This is a genomic window from Pseudomonas sp. P7548 (assembly GCF_013386585.1).
Lineage (GTDB): Bacteria > Pseudomonadota > Gammaproteobacteria > Pseudomonadales > Pseudomonadaceae > Aquipseudomonas.
Genome location: NZ_JACARO010000038.1, coordinates 1 through 23,050, shown reverse-complemented (window position 1 = coordinate 23,050; position 23,050 = coordinate 1). Strand labels below are relative to the sequence as shown.

The 23,050-nt window shown below is 54.6% G+C and carries 17 protein-coding genes and 1 pseudogene; 16 read left to right on the top strand and 2 right to left on the bottom strand.

Features of this window, described 5'->3' with window-relative positions:
- The first annotated feature begins 35 nt into the window (after nt 1-35).
- The 16 genes and pseudogenes from HX803_RS15815 to HX803_RS15740 all read left to right on the top strand — a co-directional run bounded on the left by HX803_RS15815 (nt 36) and on the right by HX803_RS15740 (nt 21,244).
- Complete coding sequence (locus tag HX803_RS15815; RefSeq protein WP_016978911.1) at nt 36-1,064, top strand: radical SAM protein; 1,029 nt, start codon at nt 36-38, stop codon at nt 1,062-1,064.
- Nucleotides 1,061-1,918 (top strand): histidinol-phosphatase, encoded by an 858-nt coding sequence (locus HX803_RS15810; protein WP_016978910.1) that lies wholly within the window; start codon nt 1,061-1,063, stop codon nt 1,916-1,918. Before HX803_RS15815 ends, HX803_RS15810 begins: the two co-directional genes overlap by 4 nt.
- Before the next feature lie 5 nt (nt 1,919-1,923).
- Nucleotides 1,924-3,048 carry a hypothetical protein gene (locus HX803_RS15805; RefSeq protein ID WP_085984535.1) on the top strand — a complete coding sequence of 375 codons (1,125 nt, stop codon included), beginning with the start codon at nt 1,924-1,926 and terminating at the stop codon, nt 3,046-3,048.
- A gap of 93 nt (nt 3,049-3,141) precedes the next feature.
- Nucleotides 3,142-3,363, top strand: a complete 222-nt coding sequence (locus HX803_RS15800) for a hypothetical protein (RefSeq protein WP_016978908.1) — start codon at nt 3,142-3,144, stop codon at nt 3,361-3,363.
- 587 nt (nt 3,364-3,950) lie between these two features.
- Nucleotides 3,951-4,214 (top strand): hypothetical protein, encoded by a 264-nt coding sequence (locus HX803_RS15795; protein WP_016978907.1) that lies wholly within the window; start codon nt 3,951-3,953, stop codon nt 4,212-4,214.
- A gap of 135 nt (nt 4,215-4,349) precedes the next feature.
- Nucleotides 4,350-5,231 carry a hypothetical protein gene (locus HX803_RS15790; protein ID WP_016978906.1) on the top strand — a complete coding sequence of 294 codons (882 nt, stop codon included), beginning with the start codon at nt 4,350-4,352 and terminating at the stop codon, nt 5,229-5,231.
- A 173-nt stretch (nt 5,232-5,404) separates the two neighbouring features.
- Complete coding sequence (locus HX803_RS15785) at nt 5,405-5,638, top strand: hypothetical protein (RefSeq protein ID WP_038848925.1); 234 nt, start codon at nt 5,405-5,407, stop codon at nt 5,636-5,638.
- An 8-nt stretch (nt 5,639-5,646) separates the two neighbouring features.
- Nucleotides 5,647-6,618 carry a DUF3800 domain-containing protein gene (locus HX803_RS15780; protein ID WP_025999945.1) on the top strand — a complete coding sequence of 324 codons (972 nt, stop codon included), beginning with the start codon at nt 5,647-5,649 and terminating at the stop codon, nt 6,616-6,618.
- A gap of 548 nt (nt 6,619-7,166) precedes the next feature.
- Nucleotides 7,167-8,276, top strand: coding sequence for a hypothetical protein (locus tag HX803_RS15775; protein ID WP_016978905.1), 1,110 nt, complete (start codon nt 7,167-7,169; stop codon nt 8,274-8,276).
- A 102-nt stretch (nt 8,277-8,378) separates the two neighbouring features.
- Complete coding sequence (locus HX803_RS15770) at nt 8,379-14,777, top strand: ATP-binding protein (protein WP_016978904.1); 6,399 nt, start codon at nt 8,379-8,381, stop codon at nt 14,775-14,777.
- Between the two features lie 229 nt (nt 14,778-15,006).
- Nucleotides 15,007-16,911 carry an ATP-dependent endonuclease gene (locus HX803_RS15765; RefSeq protein WP_016978903.1) on the top strand — a complete coding sequence of 635 codons (1,905 nt, stop codon included), beginning with the start codon at nt 15,007-15,009 and terminating at the stop codon, nt 16,909-16,911.
- Nucleotides 16,908-18,626, top strand: coding sequence for a UvrD-helicase domain-containing protein (locus tag HX803_RS15760; protein ID WP_178921864.1), 1,719 nt, complete (start codon nt 16,908-16,910; stop codon nt 18,624-18,626). The genes HX803_RS15765 and HX803_RS15760 overlap by 4 nt, the downstream gene beginning before the upstream one ends.
- Nucleotides 18,627-18,760: 134 nt before the next feature.
- Nucleotides 18,761-18,857, top strand: a pseudogene (locus HX803_RS33130) (transposase); the annotation flags it as partial.
- 196 nt (nt 18,858-19,053) lie between these two features.
- Nucleotides 19,054-19,398 carry an IS66 family insertion sequence element accessory protein TnpB gene (gene tnpB, locus HX803_RS15750; RefSeq protein WP_003425037.1) on the top strand — a complete coding sequence of 115 codons (345 nt, stop codon included), beginning with the start codon at nt 19,054-19,056 and terminating at the stop codon, nt 19,396-19,398.
- A 37-nt stretch (nt 19,399-19,435) separates the two neighbouring features.
- Nucleotides 19,436-20,941: an IS66 family transposase gene (locus tag HX803_RS15745; RefSeq protein WP_178921863.1), complete on the top strand. Its 1,506-nt coding sequence runs from the start codon at nt 19,436-19,438 to the stop codon at nt 20,939-20,941.
- Nucleotides 20,942-20,944: 3 nt separating this feature from the next.
- Nucleotides 20,945-21,244, top strand: coding sequence for a plasmid pRiA4b ORF-3 family protein (locus tag HX803_RS15740; RefSeq protein WP_003425039.1), 300 nt, complete (start codon nt 20,945-20,947; stop codon nt 21,242-21,244).
- 92 nt (nt 21,245-21,336) lie between these two features.
- Here the strand turns inward: HX803_RS15740 and merB are convergent, their stop codons facing one another.
- Nucleotides 21,337-21,975: an organomercurial lyase MerB gene (gene merB, locus HX803_RS15735; RefSeq protein WP_003425042.1), complete on the bottom strand. Its 639-nt coding sequence runs from the start codon at nt 21,973-21,975 to the stop codon at nt 21,337-21,339.
- Between the two features lie 12 nt (nt 21,976-21,987).
- Nucleotides 21,988-23,050, bottom strand: a 1,063-nt coding sequence (gene merA, locus HX803_RS15730; protein ID WP_178921862.1) for a mercury(II) reductase, incomplete at its 5' end; no start/stop codon positions are given.

Here is a 23,050-nt window from a genome sequence, read left to right as displayed (position 1 = left end):
CATTTTGCTCTTCGTACGTATAAGGCAATTCAGGCATGGATCTGCAAGGTCATCTCCTTTACATCGACATCACCCAGATATGCGGAATCGGCTGTGCATTCTGCATGTATGCCGACAAGCACAAGACCGGCATCGGCATGGAGCTTTCGACGCTCGCCCGGGAGAACCTAGCGGCCCTAATCAATGCCCCGCAGGTCAAGCGCATCTCTATCAGCGGGGAAGGCGAGCCGCTCAATAACATCAAGGTATTCCACGAAATCCTGCACCTTTCTAATGGTGGGAAGGCGTTCGAGTTCATCACCAGCGGGTTCTTTCCCCATGACAAAATGCTCGATTTTTATGACACCACCGTCCAGATCGTGTTGAGCCACGGCGACACCTGCAACATCCGCTTGAGCGCCGACAGTCACCACATCGAGAAAGTCAAATGGCGCGCCCATGGGCTGAGTCTGGATTACCTGCGCACGCGGCGTCCGGGGGGCTTGAGCTTTTCGTTTCGCTCCATCGACACGGACCGGGTATTCACCCGTGACTTTCTGGTCGCCGAATTGGCGCGCTGGGGTATTCACGCAACCATTGAACCCTGCAATGCGCTGGAGGATGTGTTGAAGGTGGACGGCGAATCATTCGGCATCGACTACAAAAACCTCGTCCATCCCGCGCCAGGCACACCCGAAGGCTATCTGGATCTGCTCGACTACATCCAGGCCATCGAGATCAAGGTCAAAAAGCGCTTTACCTTTGGCAGCCTGAACAAACCGCCGCTTGCCAATGGCATGGACCTGACGGTCAAGCCCAACGGTGATTTATATCTCTACGGTATCGAGAATCAGCGTCTGGGCAACATCCATTTTGATCACGTACGCTGGGAGCACCTCGCCAGCCATATCAGTGAAACCCCTTTGGCCCGGGCGCTGTATACCCAGCCGCTGACCGACCTGCTGGCACGGTTTGATGACCGCGAGTTGGTGCAGGCGATTATGGCGAAAGCGAACAACCCTTACTGGCTGGTCAAGGAGTTGGCGAACCATGATGGCCTGCTTGAACAGATGGTGTGCCCATGATCGACTCCCACAGCCATACCTTCTATTCCAAACATGCCATTGGCACGGTCGACGAACTTGTCCGGGCTTCAATCAAAGCCGGTGTGAGGGTATTGACCATCACCGACCACGCACCTTTTCCGGTGGACTCCGATAACCGTCTGCTGGAGTCCGAACTCGACAGTTACTTTGCCGATATCCAGCGGGCGCAGGCGGCGTACCGGGGTGAAATCAAGATCTTGCGTGGCCTTGAGTTCGACTATATGCCGGGCTCCGATATCTATAACCGGGCCTTGCTGGCGCGCCACGAACTGGACTTTGTGATTGGCTCCATTCACTACGTCGAAGTGCCCGGCGAACCAATGGTAAAGGTGTGGGAGCTGCCGCGCCTGGCTGCCCAAAACTTCCTGGATCGTTATTTCGCGGACCTGGAAGCACTGCTGAGGAGCGGCCTGTTTGATGCCGTGGGGCATGCGGACACCCTGTTGCGCGGTGTCGACGAAGAGGTCGTACTGCGCCATTTCGAGCCTTTACTGCCGCTGTTTGCGCGCAACGGCGTGGCGTATGAGCTAAACGCTTCGGGCATTCGCAAATCGAGCCTGGACAACGCATCGGGGCGTGAGGTGCATGGGCGCTGGTCCTATCCGTCGCGCGCCCTGTTGCCTCACCTGATCGAGCACCAGGCGGCGTTCACCGTCGGCTCTGATACCCATGACCCGCGAGATGCCGGTGCTGGCATCCGTGAACTACTCCAGAGCCTGCAACCGCTTGGCTTACAGAGCATTTGCTACTACGAGAGCCGCCGCCGAGTCGATGTCCCCCTGGGAACCTTGACTGCGACCGTGGCTATTTCCGATGGATTGATTCAACCGTGAACATGATGACCGAAGCACCGCTCCCGACCTGCTGGCGTGAGATCGCCAGCGCTCCCGTAGAAACCCAGTTGGGTCAGTTTGAACAGGCGCTGGCATCGACCCGCTTCGAGGATGCGAAACGGGGTTTTCGCGCTTTCGCTGCCGACCTGCTGGCCCGCGGGCTGATCAGCATGCCCCGCTATGTCTCGGTACTTGGCGGTCATGCTTTGCACTGCCTGACGCAGGATGGCGCGGGCTCGTTCCGCGACATGACGACCGGGGCGGATGCCTCGGCGCTGGTGGCGATCTACAGCCGCGCCAAGTATGGAAGCATTGAGGATATTCGCCACCTGGCCTGGTTGGTCATTGACTACTGGTGCACGCAATTGGACGACCCCTACTCCCATTGGGCCCGGCTGTTTCTCAACGCCAAGGCCAGTGGTGACAACGTGGTGTTGATGACCACCGGCTGGCGCAACGTGCCGTCCACGGCGAACGTGCTCTATGAGATCGTGGTCAGCGAGATCAATGTCAAACTGGCTCATATGCATTTGCCCACGATCATCAACGTCAAGCTTCCACGGATCGCGCCGCCTTGTGAGAACTACGCCAGCTTGAGCACCGAAGAACGTGAACGCGTCAACCTGGTCCAGGACCATGTCATCCCCGCAGAGAACTTCTACCGCTGGAGTGGGGTGCATGTGATCTTTGGCGACGATGTATTGGTAACCGGTTCGACGGCGGACAAGGTGCTCTACGAGTCCATGCTCAGTGGCGCGAAGTCGTTTCAGTCGATTTACCCGGTGGCAATTGACCCACGGGTGGCGCTCGGGGACGCCAAGGTCGAGGAGCGGCTAAATAAAGTCGTGATTACCCACCTGCTCGATGACACCCTCGCTGCGCTGCTTTCTGCGCCGGATTACCAGCCGATCCTGCGTACGCTGCGTCTGGTGTTTTCCAGCGATAATTTCGCTGGTTTGGCCGCGTTCTTACCAAGGGTGCCCGCCCGCAATTGGCTGCGCCTGTACACGTCCGCGCTGGGCAATGAGTTTCTCGCACAGCCCGAGTGCACGCCGTCGTTGCTCATACTCAAACGCTATCTTGTCGACGCCGGGCTATTGAGGCCCGATGGTATGGCGGTCTGGGGTTGAGCGGCAGCGAGGTGGAGGACATCCGTTTTGTGAGCTATTGGGAGACGGCACCGGGGCATCGCGCTCAGAAGAAACGTTAAGGAAAGAAGGGCCATGAGCGTTAACAATAACGAATTTTGCGATCTTTCCCACAAGGAAATTCGCGCTTTGCAGATCCCGGATACGGTCGCGGGCTTCTTGCTCTCGCCGTTCCACCTGAACGAGCGCGATGGTTACATTCTGGTGCCCACAGAGGCATTCAAAGAAATGATTGACCTCATCACTGCGCACGCCCAGCTGATCCACGCCGAGGCGCTGGCTCAGACGTCCAATTAACTCGGAAAACGCCCAGGTACGCCCAAGCCCAGCCATGTGCTGGGCCGAAGCCGTAGGAGAGGGACGCTTTTCGCTCCCCTGGGCCGAGTAGGGAAACATGAAACGAATTTTGGTTGCCGCATTGCTATCGCTTACGAGCTTAACGGCATTTGCTGATGGGGAATCGTTACTGAAAAAGTGCTCACTCGTAAGTGAGCCCCGGCCTGTTGCAAAGACTACAAACGCTGAGTTTATTCTGATAGGTCAATGCCTCGGGATGGTAGAGGGCGTTGGTAATACAATCGCGGTGTTGGGTGAAGCTCTGCCTGAGGCGCGGCTCTGTTTCCCAAAAGCGTACACCACCAAAGATGGTGTTCGTGCAGTTGTTGCCTGAATCAAAAACAATCCCAAAGATTGGTCTGACTCAGATACTGGGATGGTAATGATCGCGCTCGCTACCGAGTATGGATGCGGATGAAGCCATTCGACTATGATCAAACAATTCTTGGAAAATGCTCAACTGCCCCCCAAGCTCTGGCCTAACAAACTGGGGCCGAGGACATAGAAGGACACCAATCTTGGCGTCTAAACAATGAAGGCTAATTAGCATGGACGATATGGACGAGCTTGAGAAAATTGACTTGGCCAAACTGGCCCTACCTGGTCACATCAATGATGCGGTTGTCTATCAGCTGAGGGAAATCAGTCGGGTAGGAACTGTCGGCCAAATCCCATTTGAGGAAGGGAGGGCCGATGGTATTTGTGTTGGTCTGCGTCTGGCCGGCGCACTGGACAATGAGCAGGAACAAGCACTGAAAATGACGCTCACCAAGGCAATCATGCGCAAGCAGCGTGAGCTACGTCCGTCGTAGAGGAAAACGACCAGGTACGCCCCAAGCCCCGGCCGCGAACCGGGGCCGTAGAGATAGGCACGATTCAAGCGTCCAGAATCGTTGCGTTCATTTTGAACGCATCTCCCCGTGTTAAGCCCAGAGAGGAGTAGTTTTATGACGAAGACCATAGACAAGGAGTTTGTGCGGCAACGCGACGACGAACTGATCACGCAGGGCTTGAAACTGCACCAGCGGCCGTTTCACGTGGTGGTGGCCTGGATGAAAGCCAATAGCATTTCCGGCGATGTGTTCGACAAGGCGATGTGGGACCCGCTTATGGCGATCTACCATACGCTCTATCCCGCAGGTGATTTCTCGATGCCAGCGATGCTCAAGGGCAGCGTGGCGCTGCGTGACCAGATGTACCCGGTTCTAATCGCCATCGGATATGGGTCCGTTTCAGTTGACCTCCTCGACTGCATCGAGATACCGCACGATGAGCTGGAGTTTATTTTCCAACAATACCCAGAACAGGGTTGGCGTGCCTTTTATGGCGTCGCCGACCTGTGGGATTTCGCCTATGGGGTTAGTGATCTGGAGCATGGGACTGGGGATGCGCCTCAGCTACTCGCTAACGCGCGCTCGTCCCTCGCGGCGACCGCTCGTATCCTCGCCGGTGACATCGATATCGACGCTGCCGTACAGACGATCTGCTTGACCGCCGAACTGGCGCTCAAAGGGGCACTTGCCGCGCGCGGCTGGACCGAGGCGCAATACCGGAAATTGTCGCACCACCTTGTCAAGCTAGCCGACGCGCTGATCGGCGAGGTTTCGACTGCGCACGACGATCGCCTTCGCGGCGCTATCGCGCATTTCCCTGACTATGTCGGTACCCGATATGCATCGCACGGCATGACCCGGATCGAGCTGATGGTACTTGCGATGCGCGCTCAGTTTGTGGCTGCCGAGACGTTGCGCCGTGTGTCTGATCGCGATCTCGCGTCGAAGCTAGAAGCTGATCCTAACAACTTGCCGCGACCAGTTCTTTGGTGCTGATGAGGTTGCGCGCTGCGCTGTCGTTCAATGAACGTCAGATGATCAGGTCATTCCTGGCCGTTTAAAAAGGTCTTCTACTGACAATCACTGATAGAACGGAAATCGTGCGCAGTATCGCGAAACGGCTTAGGGTGTCATTTCGCCTCCAGCCGGAACCGACCTCAGGTAGACCCATGATTGATGACAGCTCCGAAAAAATAGTGATCGATGCCGGCCTGTTTAGATTTCCCGGGCAGGACTTGATGAAGAACATCAATAAGGCCTACACGCTGTATTACGACGAAACGAACAATATCCGAAGCCTACCCTTGACTGGAACCGGATTCAATCATGAGGTTCTGGATTGCTTTGTACTCGGGGGTGTAGCGCTGGGGCCAGGGGCCAGCCTGCCTGATATTATGCCCTGAGGGCACAATTGAGAATTCAGCCATCAGTCAAAGAGTTGAAGCTAAAGCACCTGGCCCAGGGGGATTACATCACCTGCCTCAGCTCCAACAAGCTGGAGCAGTTCCTCACATGGCTTCTGGAGTCGCAAGCTTACATTCACTTCTCTAACTTCAGCATCTTGAACTGGTCGATAGTCGACCTGATTGACTCGCTGCTAGATCATGATCAATTCGAGACCTACACATCCATTCGGGACGATCTGAAAAACGATCTGCACGCCATAGTGAGGCTAGAGCCACTTGGGTATTTCCGGCTACTAAAGACCTTCGACTACCCGAACGTACCGTCAGCGCGAATACCCGAATTCCTAAAAGCTGTACGCCAGTTTCTCTTCAGTGGCGGCTTCACGTTCAGAAACATGGCAAGAATTGCGCTCTCAGACCTTCTCCAAGAGGCTTCCAGGGTCACTACGCTGTTGTATCTTTGCGGCAACGAGAAGGATGAGCTGGTGAGTGGTTTTGATACAGCCTTCATCCATAGACTTGCCACATTCGTGAGATCGGTTCACGTATTTGACGAAGAACCGCGGGTCCGGGAAAGCCTTGAGCGCAAAGAAATTTCGTGGGGTGGCCAGCCCGTAAGCTACCGGTTCGCAATTTCACACAATGAACCTGCCATACAGATCTCGGACATTCTCTGCGGGCTACTGGGCAAACATTTCAGCTTTATGGAGAAGTGCAGCATTGATCACCTGGAAGAAGCGAGTGCAAAGCTGTCAGTGCAACAGCGCCGCAACGCTGATCTGGTGGCTAAGCTGATCGACAAAGCAGATAAGGAATGCCCTGCCTTCATCTTTAATCAGGCACCTCATGAGAGCAATGCCAAAAGTCTATGGTTCTTGCATGGGGTGCTAGGGGTCGAGTGTTCGAATCACTCCGTCCCGACCATATTTTTCAATGAGTTAGCCCAATCTGAAAAGGTTGGGCTTTTTCATGTCTAAAAAATACTCCCACATTTACTCCCACGGATATCTTGGATCTCGGTAGATATGCCACTTGAGAGGCGTTCGACTCTCGTATCCCCGGGCAGCTCGTATCAGTGCAAGAGCCAGAAGGTGCGAAGACGCTTGTTAAAGGGGTGCCGATTGTAAAGCGGTTGCGGTTGATGCTAAGTCGCGCCGCAAAGCGTGGTAAGCCCAAAGCCTGTAAATACAGTCAAGGTCGTTCTCTCCGAAGAACATTTCAATAGGGCTCTACCTGGGGTTTAAGGGCAGTAGAATCATAAATTTGCCCCCAAATATGCCCCCTGTCGCAGGTGATGGATGGGAAATCGCTATTAGGGAGTTATCGCCATTTTGTCGGCCATCCACAGTCATCCAGCGCTCGGTGTCGGGACGTTAACATTTTACCATGGCCGTCTGGTGCAAGGTTTTGATCTACTGGCGTCATCACACGTCTCGTGCTGCTGGCGATGGTGGTTGAGTCGGGATCGTGGCTCCATCGCGCGTTTCAGAATACGATATGGCCAGAGCCTTACAGGGAAGAGCGAATGGGCAGCACTATACAGCAGCATTTGGACGCTCCAGAGGTCTCACTCGATCAGCACGTGGATAGTCGTCGAGCCGAACTCGCACTCGCTTTAGAGTCACGCCAAGCTATTTACCTAGATATTAAGTTTTGGATTTTACTTAGGAACGTCGTAGCAGAGCAGGGCAGCACAGAGCGGCAGCGCGAGCTGTTGACGATTCTGAAGGAGCGGGTCGCTAGCGGTTTGGCGTTCTGTCCCATCAGCGAGAGCACGTTTGCCGAGCTACTCAAGCAAAGCGATCATCGCACAAGGGGGGCTACGGCAGAGTTGATTGACGAGCTGAGTCTAGGCGTTGCGCTGATCCCGTTTGACACGCGTTCATCTATGGAGCTTGAGCGCTTTATCTCATCGACAAGCATGACAGGGAACTCTCCGCCCTTGGGAGGGATGGTATGGTCCAAGCTGAGCTATGTGCTGGGAATTGTTCATCCAGCAAACACCGGTTTCGATGCAAATACTGAGCTGGCGGTTCAAAAGGCATTCTTCGATCATATGTGGGATATTCCATTATCCCAAATGGTGGAAGTTCTTGGTGATGGCATGCCACTTGGACCTGAATACCGAGATCTCGCTGACACCTTAAATGCAGCTAGTGCACACCATGCCCGGGACCTTCGTAGTTTTCAACAAACTTACCAGATTGAGCTGCGAGGAGCCCTTGACTTGTTCGCGCCAGTAGCCGCTGACATAGCTCGAAAAATTGCTGAACGGGCCATGAGCCAATCAATGCCGAGAGAGGGATCTGAGTGGGATGGTCTTGTTCGACAGTGGTACGCACTGCTGATCGCAGCCTTCAAGAAGGATGAAGTCAAAGACGCCCTTAGGACGATCCACATCAACACTTGCCTTCACGCGGCCGTGCGATGGAATAAAACGCAGCAACTGGAAGCAAATGACTTCTACGATTTTCATCATGCGGCTGCGGCCCTTGGATACTGCGATGTGTTCCTCACTGAGCGAGGCCTGAAGTCGATGGTCACAGCCAAGCACATTGCTCTTGATGCTCGATACGCTTGTAAGGTCGTAGCGAGTGTTGATGAGGCGATTACGGTGCTTCGTAGTCAGGTTTGATTGTCTGAATCAAGCATATCGTCATTCCGCATCGTGCGCTCCTTGATGAAGGGATACTAAGTTACAAGGCGCTGATGCGCTTAAGTGGATCGGAGAGTAACCATGGCAGGAGCTGAGGCGCAGGCCGGCTTTTATTACCAGAATTTGGTCGCAGCACTGCAGCTGCTTGAGTTGATCGACATTGGCTCCAGGGTACGCAGTGTCACCTTAGAAAACCCCGCTCGCGCGAAACACATCGATGACCTCATCATCGACACAGATTCGGGGGCCCGATTCGTTCAGGTTAAGTGGTCAGAAGATCAAAGTACCTCATTCACCTTGGCTAGCTTGGTCGCGGAGGATGAGGGCGGCTCACTTTGGGAAAAGCTGGCACGCGGATATCAGCAGATTCACTCTGAGCAAGGGGAGAAAGTCGTAGAGCTCTTATCTACGCGAAGGGCTGGTATTAACAAACAGCCTGCGCAGGGCTTTGTTCAAAGCCTGCAACAGTTCATTACTGAGTTTCATGAGCCCTATATATCGAGTGCTCCGGGCATGTCGATAGAGTCTGTTCCAGCATATCAATATTACGAACAGACTATTGAAAAGCTCAAACTAGCGTCAGGCATCTCCGACGCTGAAATATTCGCAGCGTTCTTGAGGTCTTTGCGATTCAAACTCTCGCAAGATGACCGCGATACAGTTTCGGCTCGTGTTAGGACTCGTTTGAGTCAGCTCGGTATCGAGCAACAACAGTTCGGCGTTTTGCTAGATGAATGTGTCAAATGGTCTATTGGAAGCGCGAGGATAACGGCAGACCTTGTTTTGGAGAAGTTGGGTCTGTCGGATCGCTTTGCAGAGCGCTTGAGCCATCGGTTCCCTGTCGATGAGGAATTATGGGTGCCAACCCCAGAACTTTTCATGGCTCTGGACAGGGCGCTAGAAAGTCTCTCCTCTGGTTTCATTGTCGTGGTTGGTGAACCAGGGGCTGGAAAGTCAACGGCGTTGACGAAATTTCTCCGTGCAAATTCGAGCATAAAGTTTGGATACTATTGTTTTATCCCGGACGAGCGGGCCGTGGGAAATGAACGATTGCAGGAAGATGCCTTTGTTCGTTCTGTATGCTCTGGTCTGAAGGATGCATATCCTGACTTTAAGTTCCCCAAAGCCTATGCGCCAGCATCGGTCGAACTGTTGAACGATTGGTTGCAGGAGCTTTCTAAAAGCAACGAGCGAGTTGTGTTTCTGATTGATGGGGTTGACCATGTCGATCGAAAAACTCGCGAGTCCCTACTATCCAAGCCCTTAACAAGTGTTTTGGATGGGCATCTTCCAGATAACGTATTGATCATAGTTACAACAAGATACGAGCAGGCGCTACCTTCTGCCATTGTTAGTCACCTTAGGCGGGAGTCCGTTAGACGAATAGTTGTCAAGCGGTTTGATCGTCTGCAAGTGTCTGAATTTATGCTGCATAGAGGCGTCTCGCATGACAGTGAGTTGCTAGAGCAAATCTTTGTTGTTTCGGCTGGCGTGCCAATCTACTTGGAATATTTGGCAAAAATACTATTCGATATGAATATCGCGGAGCGCCGAAAGTATCTGCGACAAGCGCCCACGCTGCGGAACGACAGGATTGATCACTTTCATGATCACATGTGGCAAGAATGGTCTGCGGACTTAGACACGGTTTATTTGATTGCCATATTGGTCGTTCGGCAAGAATACACCACACCAGAAACGCTAAGAAAATTGCTCGGAAGCGTTAATCATCCACTTTCTCTCGCGGTGGTAAAACAGAAGTTACAGGCAATCAGCTACGTATTGAAGGTGTCAGAAGCAAAAGGGTTTGCGATCAATCACGCTAGCCTTGCCGAGTTCGTAAGCGAGCGTACTGCCGATTATAGATCTGAGATCACACGTGCAATTCTGGATTGGTATGAAGCGGAGCCTACAACTGATGAATCTTGGCGTCATAGATTTCGGCATTTATTAGATGAGGGGCTTCACGAAGAGGCGCTTAATGCCTGCGATGACGATTGGGTGAATCGGGCTTGGAGTTGTTACAGACCAATGAGTGAAATCCAGCGGAATCTGGATCTGATTTGGCGAGCAAGTATTCAATCTAACGATCTCGTTTCCTTCATACGCATCGGTTTCTTAAGGCAACAGGCAGGGTTGATTGAGCAGAATGTGGAACTCAAGCCTGTCGAAATGGCGATGACTCTTATGGACATCGGGCTGTCGGATGGCGCGTTGAGTGCGGTTTGGGACGGCGAGTTTTGCATGGTCTCCCCCGCTGATTTTGCGCTATTTGCTGAGCATTATGCATGCCGGATCGGCCGTACGCTCCCTACAGCTATCGTTCGCGAGTCACTTGCCACCCGCGGCAATTCTGGTTACCCAGGAACCGCTGCTATATATCGTGTGGCTAGTTTAGTTATGGAACCTGCGGCGCTGTTAGGAGAGATCGCTCAATTGCGTTGGCAGTCAAAGCGCCAAGGAAGTCACGCGATTGCGGCTGCGGAGGCTATAGAGAATGGCAAACTCAATCTTGAGTTGCAATTAAAGGTACTGCAGAGCCTTGTTGATCGCGTCTCAATCGACAAGCTAATTGCTATCTCTAGCCAGAAGCTGCCAGATTGTATCCTAGGCGCTGCATGCCAAGCAGCATTGGCGGTGGCATATTCAAAGTCTGGCTCTATCCCCGACGCCATCGTTGTTGCGGAGGGCATAAAACTAGAGTGCCTACCCCATGAGTTTCTAACGTGGGTGCAAGTTCAGTTTGCGCGTTACCTTATTCCTTTTGTCGGTGTAGAAAGCATTTCCATCCCCACAGTGCCGAACACACTGGCTAAGAATCACCATTTTAATCCAGATCTGATTGGGATGTTCGAAGCGTTCCGAAGCTTCATGCTCAATCGAGTCGATGGTGCAGCCGCACTTCGTGCGAGTTGCGTCCACTTGAGGGCGCCTATTGGTGACATCGTTACTTCGCTGATTTCATTGGCTGAGTTTTGGGTGAAATCAGCCTCAGGGAAAGCAGTGGGTGATGGCCTTGTATCACTTAAGGCAATTTGCGATCGGCTTGCGATTCATCCGGAAACTTTCCAGAGTGATTCAGACACCCACTACCATGGTCACTTATATGCTGGTTCTGCCCACGAGCTGTATCAGCATGTATGGGATTGTGCCGCCGAGTTCTTAGACAAAGAAGACCAAACTGCTCTGGGCTCTTACTGGCTTGAGGTTAATGGTGGTGAACGATGCAGGCGTTTTCCATCCGCTACCCGCAAATTGGCCGAGTCCCTGATTGGTAACCGTGCAGCAGTCGCTGCCCAGATTCAGCGCAGGCTCTTGGATAGTGTTGAAGCAGCAGCACGTGCAGAAGAGGAGACGATGACGCTCGTGCCAGCTCTTCTTGACGTTGCGCGTACTTGGGGTGCCTGCGGATTCAGGGAGGAAGCCGTCCGTCTTTGGAACGATGTCGCAACCGTTGCATGCGGTGTTCACAACCGCAAGGACTATCAGTTCAGTGAAATACTCATCCCCCTGAAGCTTGCTCACGATAAAGACCCTGAAGGCAGTCGACATCGTCTAGCGGAACAGCTCGAACTTGCCCACCATTTAGAGGACACGGGGGCCGGGAAACAGGTGGCGATTGCTATCGAAGGTCTGTTGGGCCTTGTTGCGCAATGGTGGCCAGCTGAAGTCTTTCGGGGGGTGGTAGCCGAGGAGCGACAAATATTTCGTGAGCGTGCACTAGGTGGTGTGTTGTCGGAACTTAACGCCGTGTCGTCATTCGATAAACGGATATTGCTGGCAGTCCTGAAAACGATGTCTCGCTGGCAGAACTATGGGCACTTCGATGATGAGACGCTGCCCGCAATGCGGGGTTTCTTTGCGGCATTACTCAAACAACGCAGTTATGACGTAGCAGATGAGACCTATGAGTTCGCACGTCAAATGTTTTTGGTCGAGAAAAATCGGCCTCGGCTGTTAAGCGAATGGGCCGTGATGCGAAACGCTATTGAACCTGCCAACGAGGATGCGCAGCGTGACGAGGTGATGTATTGGGAGCCTGAGGAACCGTCGGAGGAGCAGTCAGAAACAAACTATTCCGACGATTTCAGAACGCAAGTTAAAGCAACATTGGAGAGACTTGACCCGGGCGACACCGCAGCATTCCGAGTGAAACTGGAGGAATTTGCTCATCAAGAGCTGAGGGAGAGGACAGCGACCAGGTTGTCTCAGGAGCGTGATGATTGGCGCCGAGCGCTGCTCGCCACGTCTTCGCTGAAATCAGTTCCCCCCGACCTTGATCAGGAATTTGAGGTATTCCTCGAATCATTCGAGCAGCAGATTCTTGGTCTATATGGAAGGGACGATGCACATTTGCGCGAGGCTGCCGAAGAAGTCGTTCGTGAGACTGTTGACGGGTTTTCGCTATTCGTTGGAGTACCACAACTGAGTTTCGCGCGATTTAAGGAGGCTTTCGATCTTGATGCCTGGCTTGACAAATTGCTTCGCCCAGTCGGCATTGGCTACCGTGTTGAAGGCGAGCTTCGTGCGTTGCTGCCAGACAGAATTCAGGGGGCTTCGTTTACTCAACTGCCCAGTTGGTTGGCGCTCGCTCGAGAAAAATTGACATCTGACGCACGCGCGCTGGCCTTGGTTGAGGTCGCGAAACGCTATCGTCTGGCGAACCCGGAGGAAGCATTTGAGTTACTTGAAGAGGCACGGGACTCCATCGCGGATTTCTTTTTCGAGCACTTGGATCTGTGCCGTGAAATATGTGAGTTGTCACTTGAAATTGATGCAAGTAGGGGCTGCCGCTTCATGCTCGACAGCTTCAGACATCAGTACAACAAGTACCCCACGTCACTGGTGTACAGGCTTGGAGGGCTCATTGATAGCTTGAATTCGGCAATGGCCTTGGACGGCGTTGCACTGTATGACACTTGGGCTCTTCACAATCGGCGCCTCACGGCCGGTCTGATATCAAAGCCTATAGAACATCACTGGATATCTGCCGAGGACGGGTTCGGTTTCGAGGGAGAGGCTGTCGGCTATTTGTTGGCGCTTCTAAAGTACCCTGAGATTGATGTTCGGCTACTGGCCGTGGAAGCCTTGGTGGAGCTGTGTGGCAAGAGACCCGATCTGATTGAATTCATGCGTAGTTACTGGCACATCCTGACCGACGGGCAGCGAGAGTACGTGATTTCGATGCTCGACTCGTTGGGTCGGTTGCACCCAGAGCTGGTGGAGCAATGGGCGTCGTGGTTATATGACGCAGCTTCTGGCGAGGCGCATTACAACATCCGCGCTTCGCTGGCTTTGGCGCTTAGTGGAGATAAGCGTCAGACAAGCCCAGCTCACCCCTTGGCTGAAAAGGCGCATGCGTTGCTTTTGCACCCTAGTATTCCAGAGGTGCTGAGTCCGCAACTTGTTGGTGGCGCCCTTTTTCCAGTTCCTTGGACCCAATACCAAGGTTGGGTGATCAATACTCTTTCGAAAGGCTTCGCCCACCCGAAGTTGATGCGCTCGGAGGCGTTGCGAATTCTCCATGAGACGTATCCCGACGCCCACGAAGGGTTGGAGCAGGAATCTGCGGTACATCGAGCGCATAACATCAATACCAACTTTGATGAGTTGGAGATTGCGGCGACGTTTGACGAGGCATGCCGATCATCGGTAAATCGCGCTGTTTCTCGCCTCATGGATGCGCGTGAGATCAATCCTACTTACCTCTCAGAAGCAGCAGAGGTATTGAGGTTGCGGGACCCTACCGATAGCTTGGTCAAGCCTGTCTCCCGTCCCGAGAAAGTAGACTGGCTGAGTGTCGCGGCATGTGATGCAGATTTCATGGAATTCGCTGACCTTGATGCTTGCGTAGAGGCCGCCCTTAGCGTTGAGGACGGCTTCGCCCGGTTGTTTGAGTACACTGAGCAGCGCAGCGGCGGCGAGATAGGCAGTCAATGCCAAAGGGCATGTGTTGTCCGAGTCGAAATGTTCGGTTCCCTCGCGACTGGGATGGAGCTTCCTAGCGCCACATTGTCTGCGTTATACGCGGACTCACGGATTCGCAATCGCAACTTGTACCGATTTGAGTTGCCTTGGCGTGAAGGGGGCGTTACGGAGCCGATCGTGCCGCTAGTGTCCTCTTCGTTGCGCGTTTTTCGAGGTAGGCACACTCGTGAGCTTGCGGCACTTTCTGGTGTCTGGAGGACGTGTTTTCCAGATGTTGAAGAGTGTGCCGACTATCTTGGTACGCGACTTAGGGGAGCCATGTTTAGCCGTGGAGTCGAGTGGCAGGAGGCCTTTGATCAAGGACGCCGATTGCACGAGCCTAAATCATCGGGTTTTCTTCTCGAAGTTGATGCTAATGCTCTGAAGAAGCTTGCGTTGGCAATGAATCTTCGGTTGTTTGCTCGGGTAGAGGTTGAGAGAACAACAGACAAGTACAAGCGAGAGGCAGAGATGCAGTGGGAACGCCGTGTTGGCGTGGTTGGCTTGTTCTAGGCGGTGTCCCAGGACTTTTATGCATCAGGGAAGGGCTGCACTTCGCGCTATTTACTGGGTAACTGACACGGTTGATAGATCGCAAATTGACTTCGCTGCCCAGCTCCTACGCTCATAAGTAAACATCAAACAGGTATGTGCGTACTGCCATCATGCAGAGAATGTCCGCCTCAGCCCGTGAGTGGGTGAGGCAGGAGAATCTCCTCGACTATTACAGGAAAGGACTCGAATGTATCTCCGCGCCTTGGAAATTGATGGTTTTAAATGTTTCAACACAGGCTTCACCATTGAGTTGCATGATGGCCTCAACGTCCTGGTAGGGGAGAATGGGGCTGGTAAAACGGGGATCATCAGTGCAATTCGGCAGTTGTTCAATGACTCCGAGTCGGGAAAGCGAAACATCCATGAGCGAGACTTCTACCGCGGCTTCGAGCCAGGGGCATTAGCTACCGAGGCTATTCGTATTGAGGCCACGTTCAGCGGGCTGGACCAAGATGAGAGCACAGCCTTTATCGATTGGTGCGGCCAGGAGCCTGAGGCCAAACTTACCTTCACTGCAACGAACCGGGAGTCGCGCGGCCGATATCGATACTCCATCTGGGGTGGGCATCAGCGGATCAAGCCTGTAGAGGTCGAAATCCTCGATCTGATCCACTGCGTCTATCTCCCGCCGTTGCGTGACGCCGAAGTCAAACTTCGCGAAGGTCGCCAGTCACGGCTTGCCCGGTTGATGAAGGCGCTTTGCCGCAAGGAGATCGACGAGTGCCGCAAGGCAGGAGTGGCTCATCCGCTCGAGCAGCGGGTTGGAGAATTCAATCAAGAGTTGGCCGAGAGCGATGACTACGCCATCAAGCAGGCCAACCAGCGGATTGGAGACAACCTCAAGGAAGCCTTGGGCATGAATCTCTCTCAGGGCACGCTCATCCAGTTTTCGGAGGTCAATTTCTCGAAAATTGTTGAGGGTCTCAGACTGCTGTATTACCCAGACCTTAATGGCGCCGATGCTACTCAATTCAGGTCACTCGAAGAGAACAGCCTCGGGTACAACAACTTGCTGTACATCGCATCGATTCTGGCGGAGCTGATCCTAGAGGTAGATGAGGACCGAGGTGAAGAGACGTTCCTGCGCCTACTACTGATCGAAGAGCCAGAGGCGCATTTACATCCTCAATTGCAAATCCGTTTGCTGAGGCACTTGCGAACAGTCGCGGCAGCGAAGGGGATCCAGGTCATTGTTACCACTCACTCCACCGTCATCTCGTCAGCGGTGTCCGTCGACAACATTATTCATCTGTCCCGCAAAGACCAGCCGATCGCAGTCCCTCTGCGTAAGTGCGGGCTTTCCGATCCAAGCCGTCGATTCATTGATCGCTGGTTGGACGTTACCAAATCGAACCTACTGTTTTCGAAAGGCGTTATCTTGGTTGAGGGTATCGCCGAAGCGATCGTTGTACCGGAGTTGGCTCGTATCGTGCTACGAGCATATGGGAAAGGCCGAGATTCCCTAGACGACTACGGCGTATCGATCATCAACTTGAATGGCATCTACTTCAATCACTTCATGCAGCTGTTCTGTGACGCGGATGAGAAAGTCCAAGCCAGCAATGTGCCGGTTCGATGTGCAGGGCTCACCGACAATGATCCTCCCAAGTCGGTCGAAACCATTGAGGACGATGAGGGTAAAAAGACAATTGTTCCTTACTTGCCTCATCAAGAGAGCTTTATGGCAGGCAGTAACCATGCCCTCAAGCTTATTCCGATCATTGCAAAATCCGAGTACGGAAGACTTTACGCCGGTAAGTACAAGACCTTCGAGTATGACATCGCCCTCGAGAGCAACAACCTGAGCAGGATGTTTGCAGTCGCCGCGAATCATTGGCCCACTCAAGGCACTGTCAAAAAGGGACTGGACGAGGCATCGGAATTGAATTTTGGCGACATGCCGAACGCTCAAAAGGCAGAGTACGCTGGGCAACTGCTGGATCGCATCGACTCTGATGACATGGGTAAAGGCCTCTATGCTCAAGTCCTGGCAGATGCCTTAGCGGAAAACTTGGAGGATTTCGTGGTGCCCGAATACATTCGTGCAGCCATCCTCTGGGCTTGTGAGGCACAGCCAGAGGGCGCCGAATGACGTTCCCCACCGATGAGCAGCGGGCTTATATAGGCGCTTCGCTGGAAGAGAATATCTACCTAAAGGCTTGTCCGGGAAGCGGCAAAACTGAAGTCCTTGCCGCCATGGTGTGCAAGTCGATTCAGAAATGGCGGCGGTTTCCATCCGGAATCGCTGTGTTGACCTTTTCCAATAGCGCGACTGATGAGTTGAAACTTCGGCTCACCGAACATTTGGGAGAGCCACTGGCACATCCCCATTGCGTCTCTACGTTCGACAGCTTCCTTCTCACCCATATCGTGGCAAAAATAGCGAGTCAGATAACAGGTTATCCGGGGAGGGATGGTGACTATCGCATCCGGCTCATCGATAAGACAGCCAACATTTTTCGCACGAAGACCAAGATATGTGGGAGGACGATTTCAGCGTGCAAATATGACTACGACCTGGACAGTAAGCGCTTCGTGTTCGCTACAGGAGAGCTGACGGATGTCCAGCTCAATGCTGCGGAGCTGAGTGCTGAGACCAAGCAGGATCTGGTCGATACCAAAAAGCGGTTTTGGAAGGGCGGGTTCGCAACCTACCGGGACATCGACATGATTGCCCTCATGGCTTTGAGAGGCACTCAGTTCGAAGAATATCTCGCCAAAGTCGTTCGCCGGTTCCCTATTACGGTCGTTGACGAGTGCCAGGACCTGTCCGCGGAGCAGTTGGACATTGTCAGGCAATTAGCTAGGCGAGGAATGAAGTTTCATTTTGTGGGTGACTTGAATCAGTCTATATACGGGTTCAGAAAATCAAATCCAGAGCGCGTACGGAAACTGCTGGATGATCTGCAATTCACTGAGTACGAACTAACTGCCAATTGGCGAAGCGGCCAGGCGATTGTCGATCTTTGCAGTGATCTGCTGAATGTCGCAAAAAGTGCTGGCAACCCAAACATCGAGCCATTGAAGCCGAAGCTGATTCAGTATCAGCAGTGCCCATCGGAGCTAACTCCCCTGATCATCGCCCTTGCTCAAGGCTATCAAGATGTGGTGATCGTTGCTCGGGGGCACAGCACACTCCAACGTTTCTCACGCGGTGGAAAGTTCAGTGTGTTGGAAGACTTGGCTTTGTCCTGTGTATCGATCGAGAGCCAAAACCTAGAGGAGGTGAGGCGCGCACTGAAGTCTTTCGCAGGATGGTTGGCTTTCAAGCTGAATCTCGAAGTCACTCCCGCGAGCCTCTATTGTCCGATTGAGATAGAGTCCAAGCTTGCGTGGCGCCGATTTGTTTTCAATTGCCTCAAATACCTGAGTGTTTGTGGGGCATCAGATATTGGTCTGACTTGGAAGCAATGGGCAGCACTCGCGAAACGTGCAATTCGGCAGATCCCTGACCAACCTTTCGCGTTGGAAGCTATCGCTGCAAAGCTTACAGGCCTTAAGGAGGTAAGCTTAGTCGCACCAGCGGGTTTGGGGTCCCAAGCGCTATCCGCTCGACTATCCATGGCGCATCAGCAACCGGCATCGACACGCCGCTACGCCACGATCCATCAGGTGAAGGGTGAGACTCATGATGTGACTGTTGTTGTCTCGTCGCTCAAATCGGGTTCCCAATCGCATTGGAAGGATTGGCTTAAAGATCCGCTTTCAGAAGCCGCGCGTTTTGCCTACGTCGCTAGCTCCAGGCCTCGTCACCTATTGATTTGGGGCGTGAAGGTGCGTAACCGTCCGGCCAGCACCCTCTCCTGACAGCCCTCCAAATTGGCCAAGATAGTGGACACCATTTTTTAGTGGACACTATCTTGGATACAGTTGCCCCAGCCCGTCGAGCCGGTCGCCGCCCCAACTTTCCGCTGGACTTTAAACGCCAAGTCGTCGAGGCCACCTTCCAGCCTGGCGCCTCCGTGTCATTGATCGCTCGCGAACATGACGTCAATGCCAATCTGGTCTTTCGCTGGCGGCAGCAATACCAAGAAGGGCTATTCGGCCCGGTCAGCCAGAGTGCTTCGTTTTTGCCAGTCCAGGTGATCGAGGCGCCAATGGATCTGCCGCCAGTCTTCCAGCCACAGGCAGAGTGTCATTCCGAGATCGCAGTTGAGGTAGGAAAAGCCAAGTTGCGTATCACCGGAGCACCAGACCCGCAGACGCTGCAACTCGTCTTGCAGCAGTTAGTGCGATGATTGCCCCTCCCGCTGGAACCCGTATCTGGATCGCCGCTGGCGTCACGGACATGCGTCGTGGCTTCGACGGTTTGGCGGCCATGGTGCAGACTCAACTGGAAGCCGATCCCTTCTCCGGTCAGATCTTCGCCTTTCGCGGACGGCGTGGTGACCGGATCAAACTGTTGTGGTGGGATGGCGACGGCTTGTGCCTGTTTTGCAAACGGTTGGAGCAAGGACGCTTTGTCTGGCCGCAAGCAACCAGCGGCAGCGTGTCGCTGACGACCGCGCAGTTGTCGATGCTGTTGGAGGGCATTGATTGGCGCCGGCCAATTCGTACAGCACCCGTCCTCGCGGTCTGACTTGCCGCGCTGAAAAAATCCCCAGTAATATTCGGGCATGACCCTCGTGACCGACTCCCTGCCGAATGATCTTCAAGCCTTGAAGGCGCTGATCGCTGCCCAGCACGCAGAGATTGAGCGCTTGAAGATGATGATCGCCAAGCTGCGTCGTACGCAGTTCGGTCGCAGCTCCGAGCAACTGGAAGCGATGATCGACCAGCTCCAGTTGAGCCTTGATGAGCTGCAAATCAGCCAAGCCGAAAAGACACCTCCAGTCGAGCCGGCACCTCGCGCAGTTTCGCGCCGTAAACCATTGCCTGAACACCTACCTCGCGAAACCCACGTTCATCAGCCCGAGTCGCAATGCACTGGCTGCGGTGGGACGCTTCGCCATTTAGGTGAGGATGTGTCCGAAGTGCTGGAGTACGTTCCGGCACGTTTCAAAGTCATTCGCCATGTCCGTCCGAAGTGGGTTTGCCGCTGCTGCGAGCACTTCGCCCAGGTGCCGGCACCGAGTCGCCCGATCGCCCGAGGTCTTGCCGGCCCAGGGTTGTTGGCCCATGTGCTGGTCTCGAAGTTTGTCGATCATTTGCCGTTGTATCGGCAGTCCGAGATCTACGCCCGTGAGGGCGTGGAGCTGGAGCGCTCAACCCTGGCCGACTGGGTTGGCCAGAGCAGTCAGTTGCTGCGACCACTGATCAACGCCCTTGAGCACCACGTCATGAGCGGACACAAAGTCCATGCCGACGACACGCCGATTGGCGTGCTCGCGCCGGGCAACGGCAAGACCAAATCGGCGCGCCTGTGGACGTACGTGCGGGACGACCGACCTACGGGGGACGCGACACCGGCGGCGGTCTGGTTTGCCTACTCGCCGGATCGCAAGGGGCAACATCCCCGCGCGCATCTCAAGCGCTTCAGCGGGATCTTGCAGGCGGACGGCTATGCCGGTTTTGCTCAACTATATGCCACGGGCACCATTGAGGAAGCGGCGTGTTGGGCTCACGCCCGGCGCAAGTTTTACGAGGTCTACAAAGACCTGGCTTCACCACTTGCCGCCGAGGCGCTGCAACGGATTGCGGCCCTGTATGCCATCGAAAGCGAGATTCGAGGGCAACCGCCCAACCTGCGAAAAGTGGTTCGGCAAAGCCGAGCCAGTCCGCTGCTGGAACAACTCCACGCGTGGCTCAACCAGACGCTGACTCAACTGTCGAAAAAATCGGCATTGGGCGGTGCGATTCTCTATGCCCTCAATCGGTGGCAGGCCTTGGTGCGCTATTGCGATGACGGGCGAATTGAGATCGACAACAACGCTGCCGAACGCGCGCTACGTGCTGTCGCGCTAGGCAGAAAAAATTATCTGTTCGTCGGTTCCAACGCCGGCGGCGAACGAGCGGCTGCGATTTACAGCCTGGTGGGTTCAGCCAAACTCAACGACCTGAACCCGCAAGCCTATTTGACACACGTGCTGGAGCGCATCGCCGACCACCCGATCAATCGGGTCGACGAACTGCTGCCCTGGAACGTTTCTCTCGCCTCCACGGAACTCTGCGAGGCCGCCTGATCCATGGTCAAAACTGTTCGCTTGCCAAAACCCGAACCTGATTTGTTGCTACTGCACATTGAATTGAAGTGGATCGAACCTGCCATCTGGCGCCGTGTGGCGGTGCCCGAGAACATCACCTTAGGCAAATTGCACGCGGTGATCCAGATCGCAATGGGCTGGCACGATGACCATCTGCATGAGTTTGAAATAGCTGGTGAGAGTTACGGTATTCCCGACTCCGATGGATGGGGGCCTCCCGTGAACTCGGAGACCCGCAAGACTCTGATCAAAGCGTTGAACGGGAAAAGGACATTCCGCTAGGTCTATGACTTTGGCGATGGCTGGGATCACCGGATCAAAGTCGGAAAGAGAAATCCGATGCCCACTCCGTAGGACATTGAGTCGAAATCCAATCACGATGTTCTCATTGGAAGGGTCTGCAACAGATGTCGATTAAGCTCCTGGCCCACGCCGAACGCCTCTTGGACGCTTACGATAGTCAATCCTTGATGCTTGGAGGCCCAATCTTCTGCCGCTGGGATAGATGCGAAGAAATGCACATGGCAACAGAAGGACTGACGAACGTCGGCCGCCTCCTGCGGCAATACCAGTGACACTGCCACGTCGGCAGGTTCAACAGCCTGTATCTCGCTGGGTGAAACCGTAAGCGAAACGGGTGCTCCAGTTGCAGCGCAATGCGACGAGACGCGAGCTGTACGGCCGATTAACGCCGGGAGCATCAGGGTGTCCAGCGCGCACCAGGCATACAGCCGGCGGTTGTCAATTTCCAAGACATGCGACGTCTCGCGCAAGGTGAGGACATAGCCGATGATGTTCCCATCGTTGTCGTATTCGGTACTGGTGGCTTGTTCGAGCACAGCCGCCACTTGCTCAGCGGGCCAGCCAAGAGTCCTGGCAAGCGTAGTTCGCGAAATCGGGCGTCCCTTGGCAAGTTCACCCAGTAGCGCGACCAAGAACTCCGCAAAACCTTTGGGCCGGTTGGTCGGGGTGAGACGTTCGGCGATCTCGGTAATGTAGCGGGCAAATTTCATGGTGCTCTCCATTCATCCAGCGCAGCAGGACAATTGCTTTACGTCCTTGGTGAAAGTCTGCGCCGCGAGCTTCAGGCCCTCGACCATGGTTAGGTAGGGGAACAACTGGTCGGCCAGCTCCTGCACGGTCATGCGGTTGCGAATAGCCAGCACCGCCGTCTGAATCAGCTCGCCCGCTTCCGGGGCCACCGCCTGCACGCCGAGCAACCGACCAGAACCCGCTTCGGCGACCAGCTTGATGAACCCTCGCGTGTCGAAGTTGGCCAGCGCACGCGGCACGTTGTCCAGGCTCAGCGTGCGACTGTCGGTTTCGAGGCCTGCGCGCTGTGCTTCCGCTTCGCTGTAACCGACGGTGGCCACCTGCGGATCGGTGAACACCACCGCCGGCATGGCATCGAGATTAAGCGTAGCTTCGCCGCCGGTCATGTTGATCGCCGCACGGGTGCCAGCCGCCGCCGCGACGTAGACGAACTGCGGCTGGTTGGTGCAGTCGCCGGCTGCATAGATATCCACTGCGCTACTGCGCATGCCCTGATCGATCTGAATGGCGCCGCGTTCATCCAACAGTACACCCGCCGCTTCCAGGTTCAGGCTTTGGGTGTTGGGCGTGCGGCCGGTGGCGACGAACAGTTGGTCGGCGCGCAGTTCACCGTGGTTGGTGGTCAGTACGAATTCGCCGTTGGCGTGGGTCACCTGACTGGCTTGTGTCTGCTCAAGCACGTCGATGCCCTCCATGCGGAAGGCTGCGGTCAGCGCCTCGCCGATGGCCGGATCTTCGCGGAAGAACAGCGAGTTGCGCGCCAGGATGGTGACGCGGCTACCCAGCCGGGCAAAGGCTTGCGCCAGCTCCAAGGCCACCACGGATGAGCCGATCACGGCGAGCCGTTGCGGAATACTGGCGCTGGCCAGTGCCTCCTCCGAGGTCCAATAGGGGGTGTCTTGCAGCCCGCGAATCGGCGGCACGGCCGCACCGGCGCCGGTAGCGATCAGGCAGCGGTCGAACGCGACTTCGCGCCCGCCCCCCTCGACCAGTTCGACGCTGAGCGTGTGGCCGTCCTGGAAGCGAGCGGTGCCA

Bases quoted from the DNA above. Each gene is read 5' to 3' on its own strand.
- HX803_RS15765 (WP_016978903.1), top strand. From the start codon at position 15,007: ATGTATCTCCGCGCCTTGGAAATTGATGGTTTTAAATGTTTCAACACA.
- HX803_RS15800 (WP_016978908.1), top strand. From the start codon at position 3,142: ATGAGCGTTAACAATAACGAATTTTGCGATCTTTCCCACAAGGAAATT.
- HX803_RS15760 (WP_178921864.1), top strand. From the start codon at position 16,908: ATGACGTTCCCCACCGATGAGCAGCGGGCTTATATAGGCGCTTCGCTG.
- HX803_RS15810 (WP_016978910.1), top strand. From the start codon at position 1,061: ATGATCGACTCCCACAGCCATACCTTCTATTCCAAACATGCCATTGGC.
- merB (WP_003425042.1), bottom strand. From the start codon at position 21,975: ATGAAATTTGCCCGCTACATTACCGAGATCGCCGAACGTCTCACCCCG.
- HX803_RS15770 (WP_016978904.1), top strand. From the start codon at position 8,379: ATGGCAGGAGCTGAGGCGCAGGCCGGCTTTTATTACCAGAATTTGGTC.
- HX803_RS15805 (WP_085984535.1), top strand. From the start codon at position 1,924: ATGACCGAAGCACCGCTCCCGACCTGCTGGCGTGAGATCGCCAGCGCT.
- HX803_RS15785 (WP_038848925.1), top strand. From the start codon at position 5,405: ATGATTGATGACAGCTCCGAAAAAATAGTGATCGATGCCGGCCTGTTT.
- HX803_RS15790 (WP_016978906.1), top strand. From the start codon at position 4,350: ATGACGAAGACCATAGACAAGGAGTTTGTGCGGCAACGCGACGACGAA.
- HX803_RS15795 (WP_016978907.1), top strand. From the start codon at position 3,951: ATGGACGATATGGACGAGCTTGAGAAAATTGACTTGGCCAAACTGGCC.
- HX803_RS15745 (WP_178921863.1), top strand. From the start codon at position 19,436: ATGACCCTCGTGACCGACTCCCTGCCGAATGATCTTCAAGCCTTGAAG.
- tnpB (WP_003425037.1), top strand. From the start codon at position 19,054: ATGATTGCCCCTCCCGCTGGAACCCGTATCTGGATCGCCGCTGGCGTC.
- HX803_RS15775 (WP_016978905.1), top strand. From the start codon at position 7,167: ATGGGCAGCACTATACAGCAGCATTTGGACGCTCCAGAGGTCTCACTC.
- HX803_RS15815 (WP_016978911.1), top strand. From the start codon at position 36: ATGGATCTGCAAGGTCATCTCCTTTACATCGACATCACCCAGATATGC.
- HX803_RS15740 (WP_003425039.1), top strand. From the start codon at position 20,945: ATGGTCAAAACTGTTCGCTTGCCAAAACCCGAACCTGATTTGTTGCTA.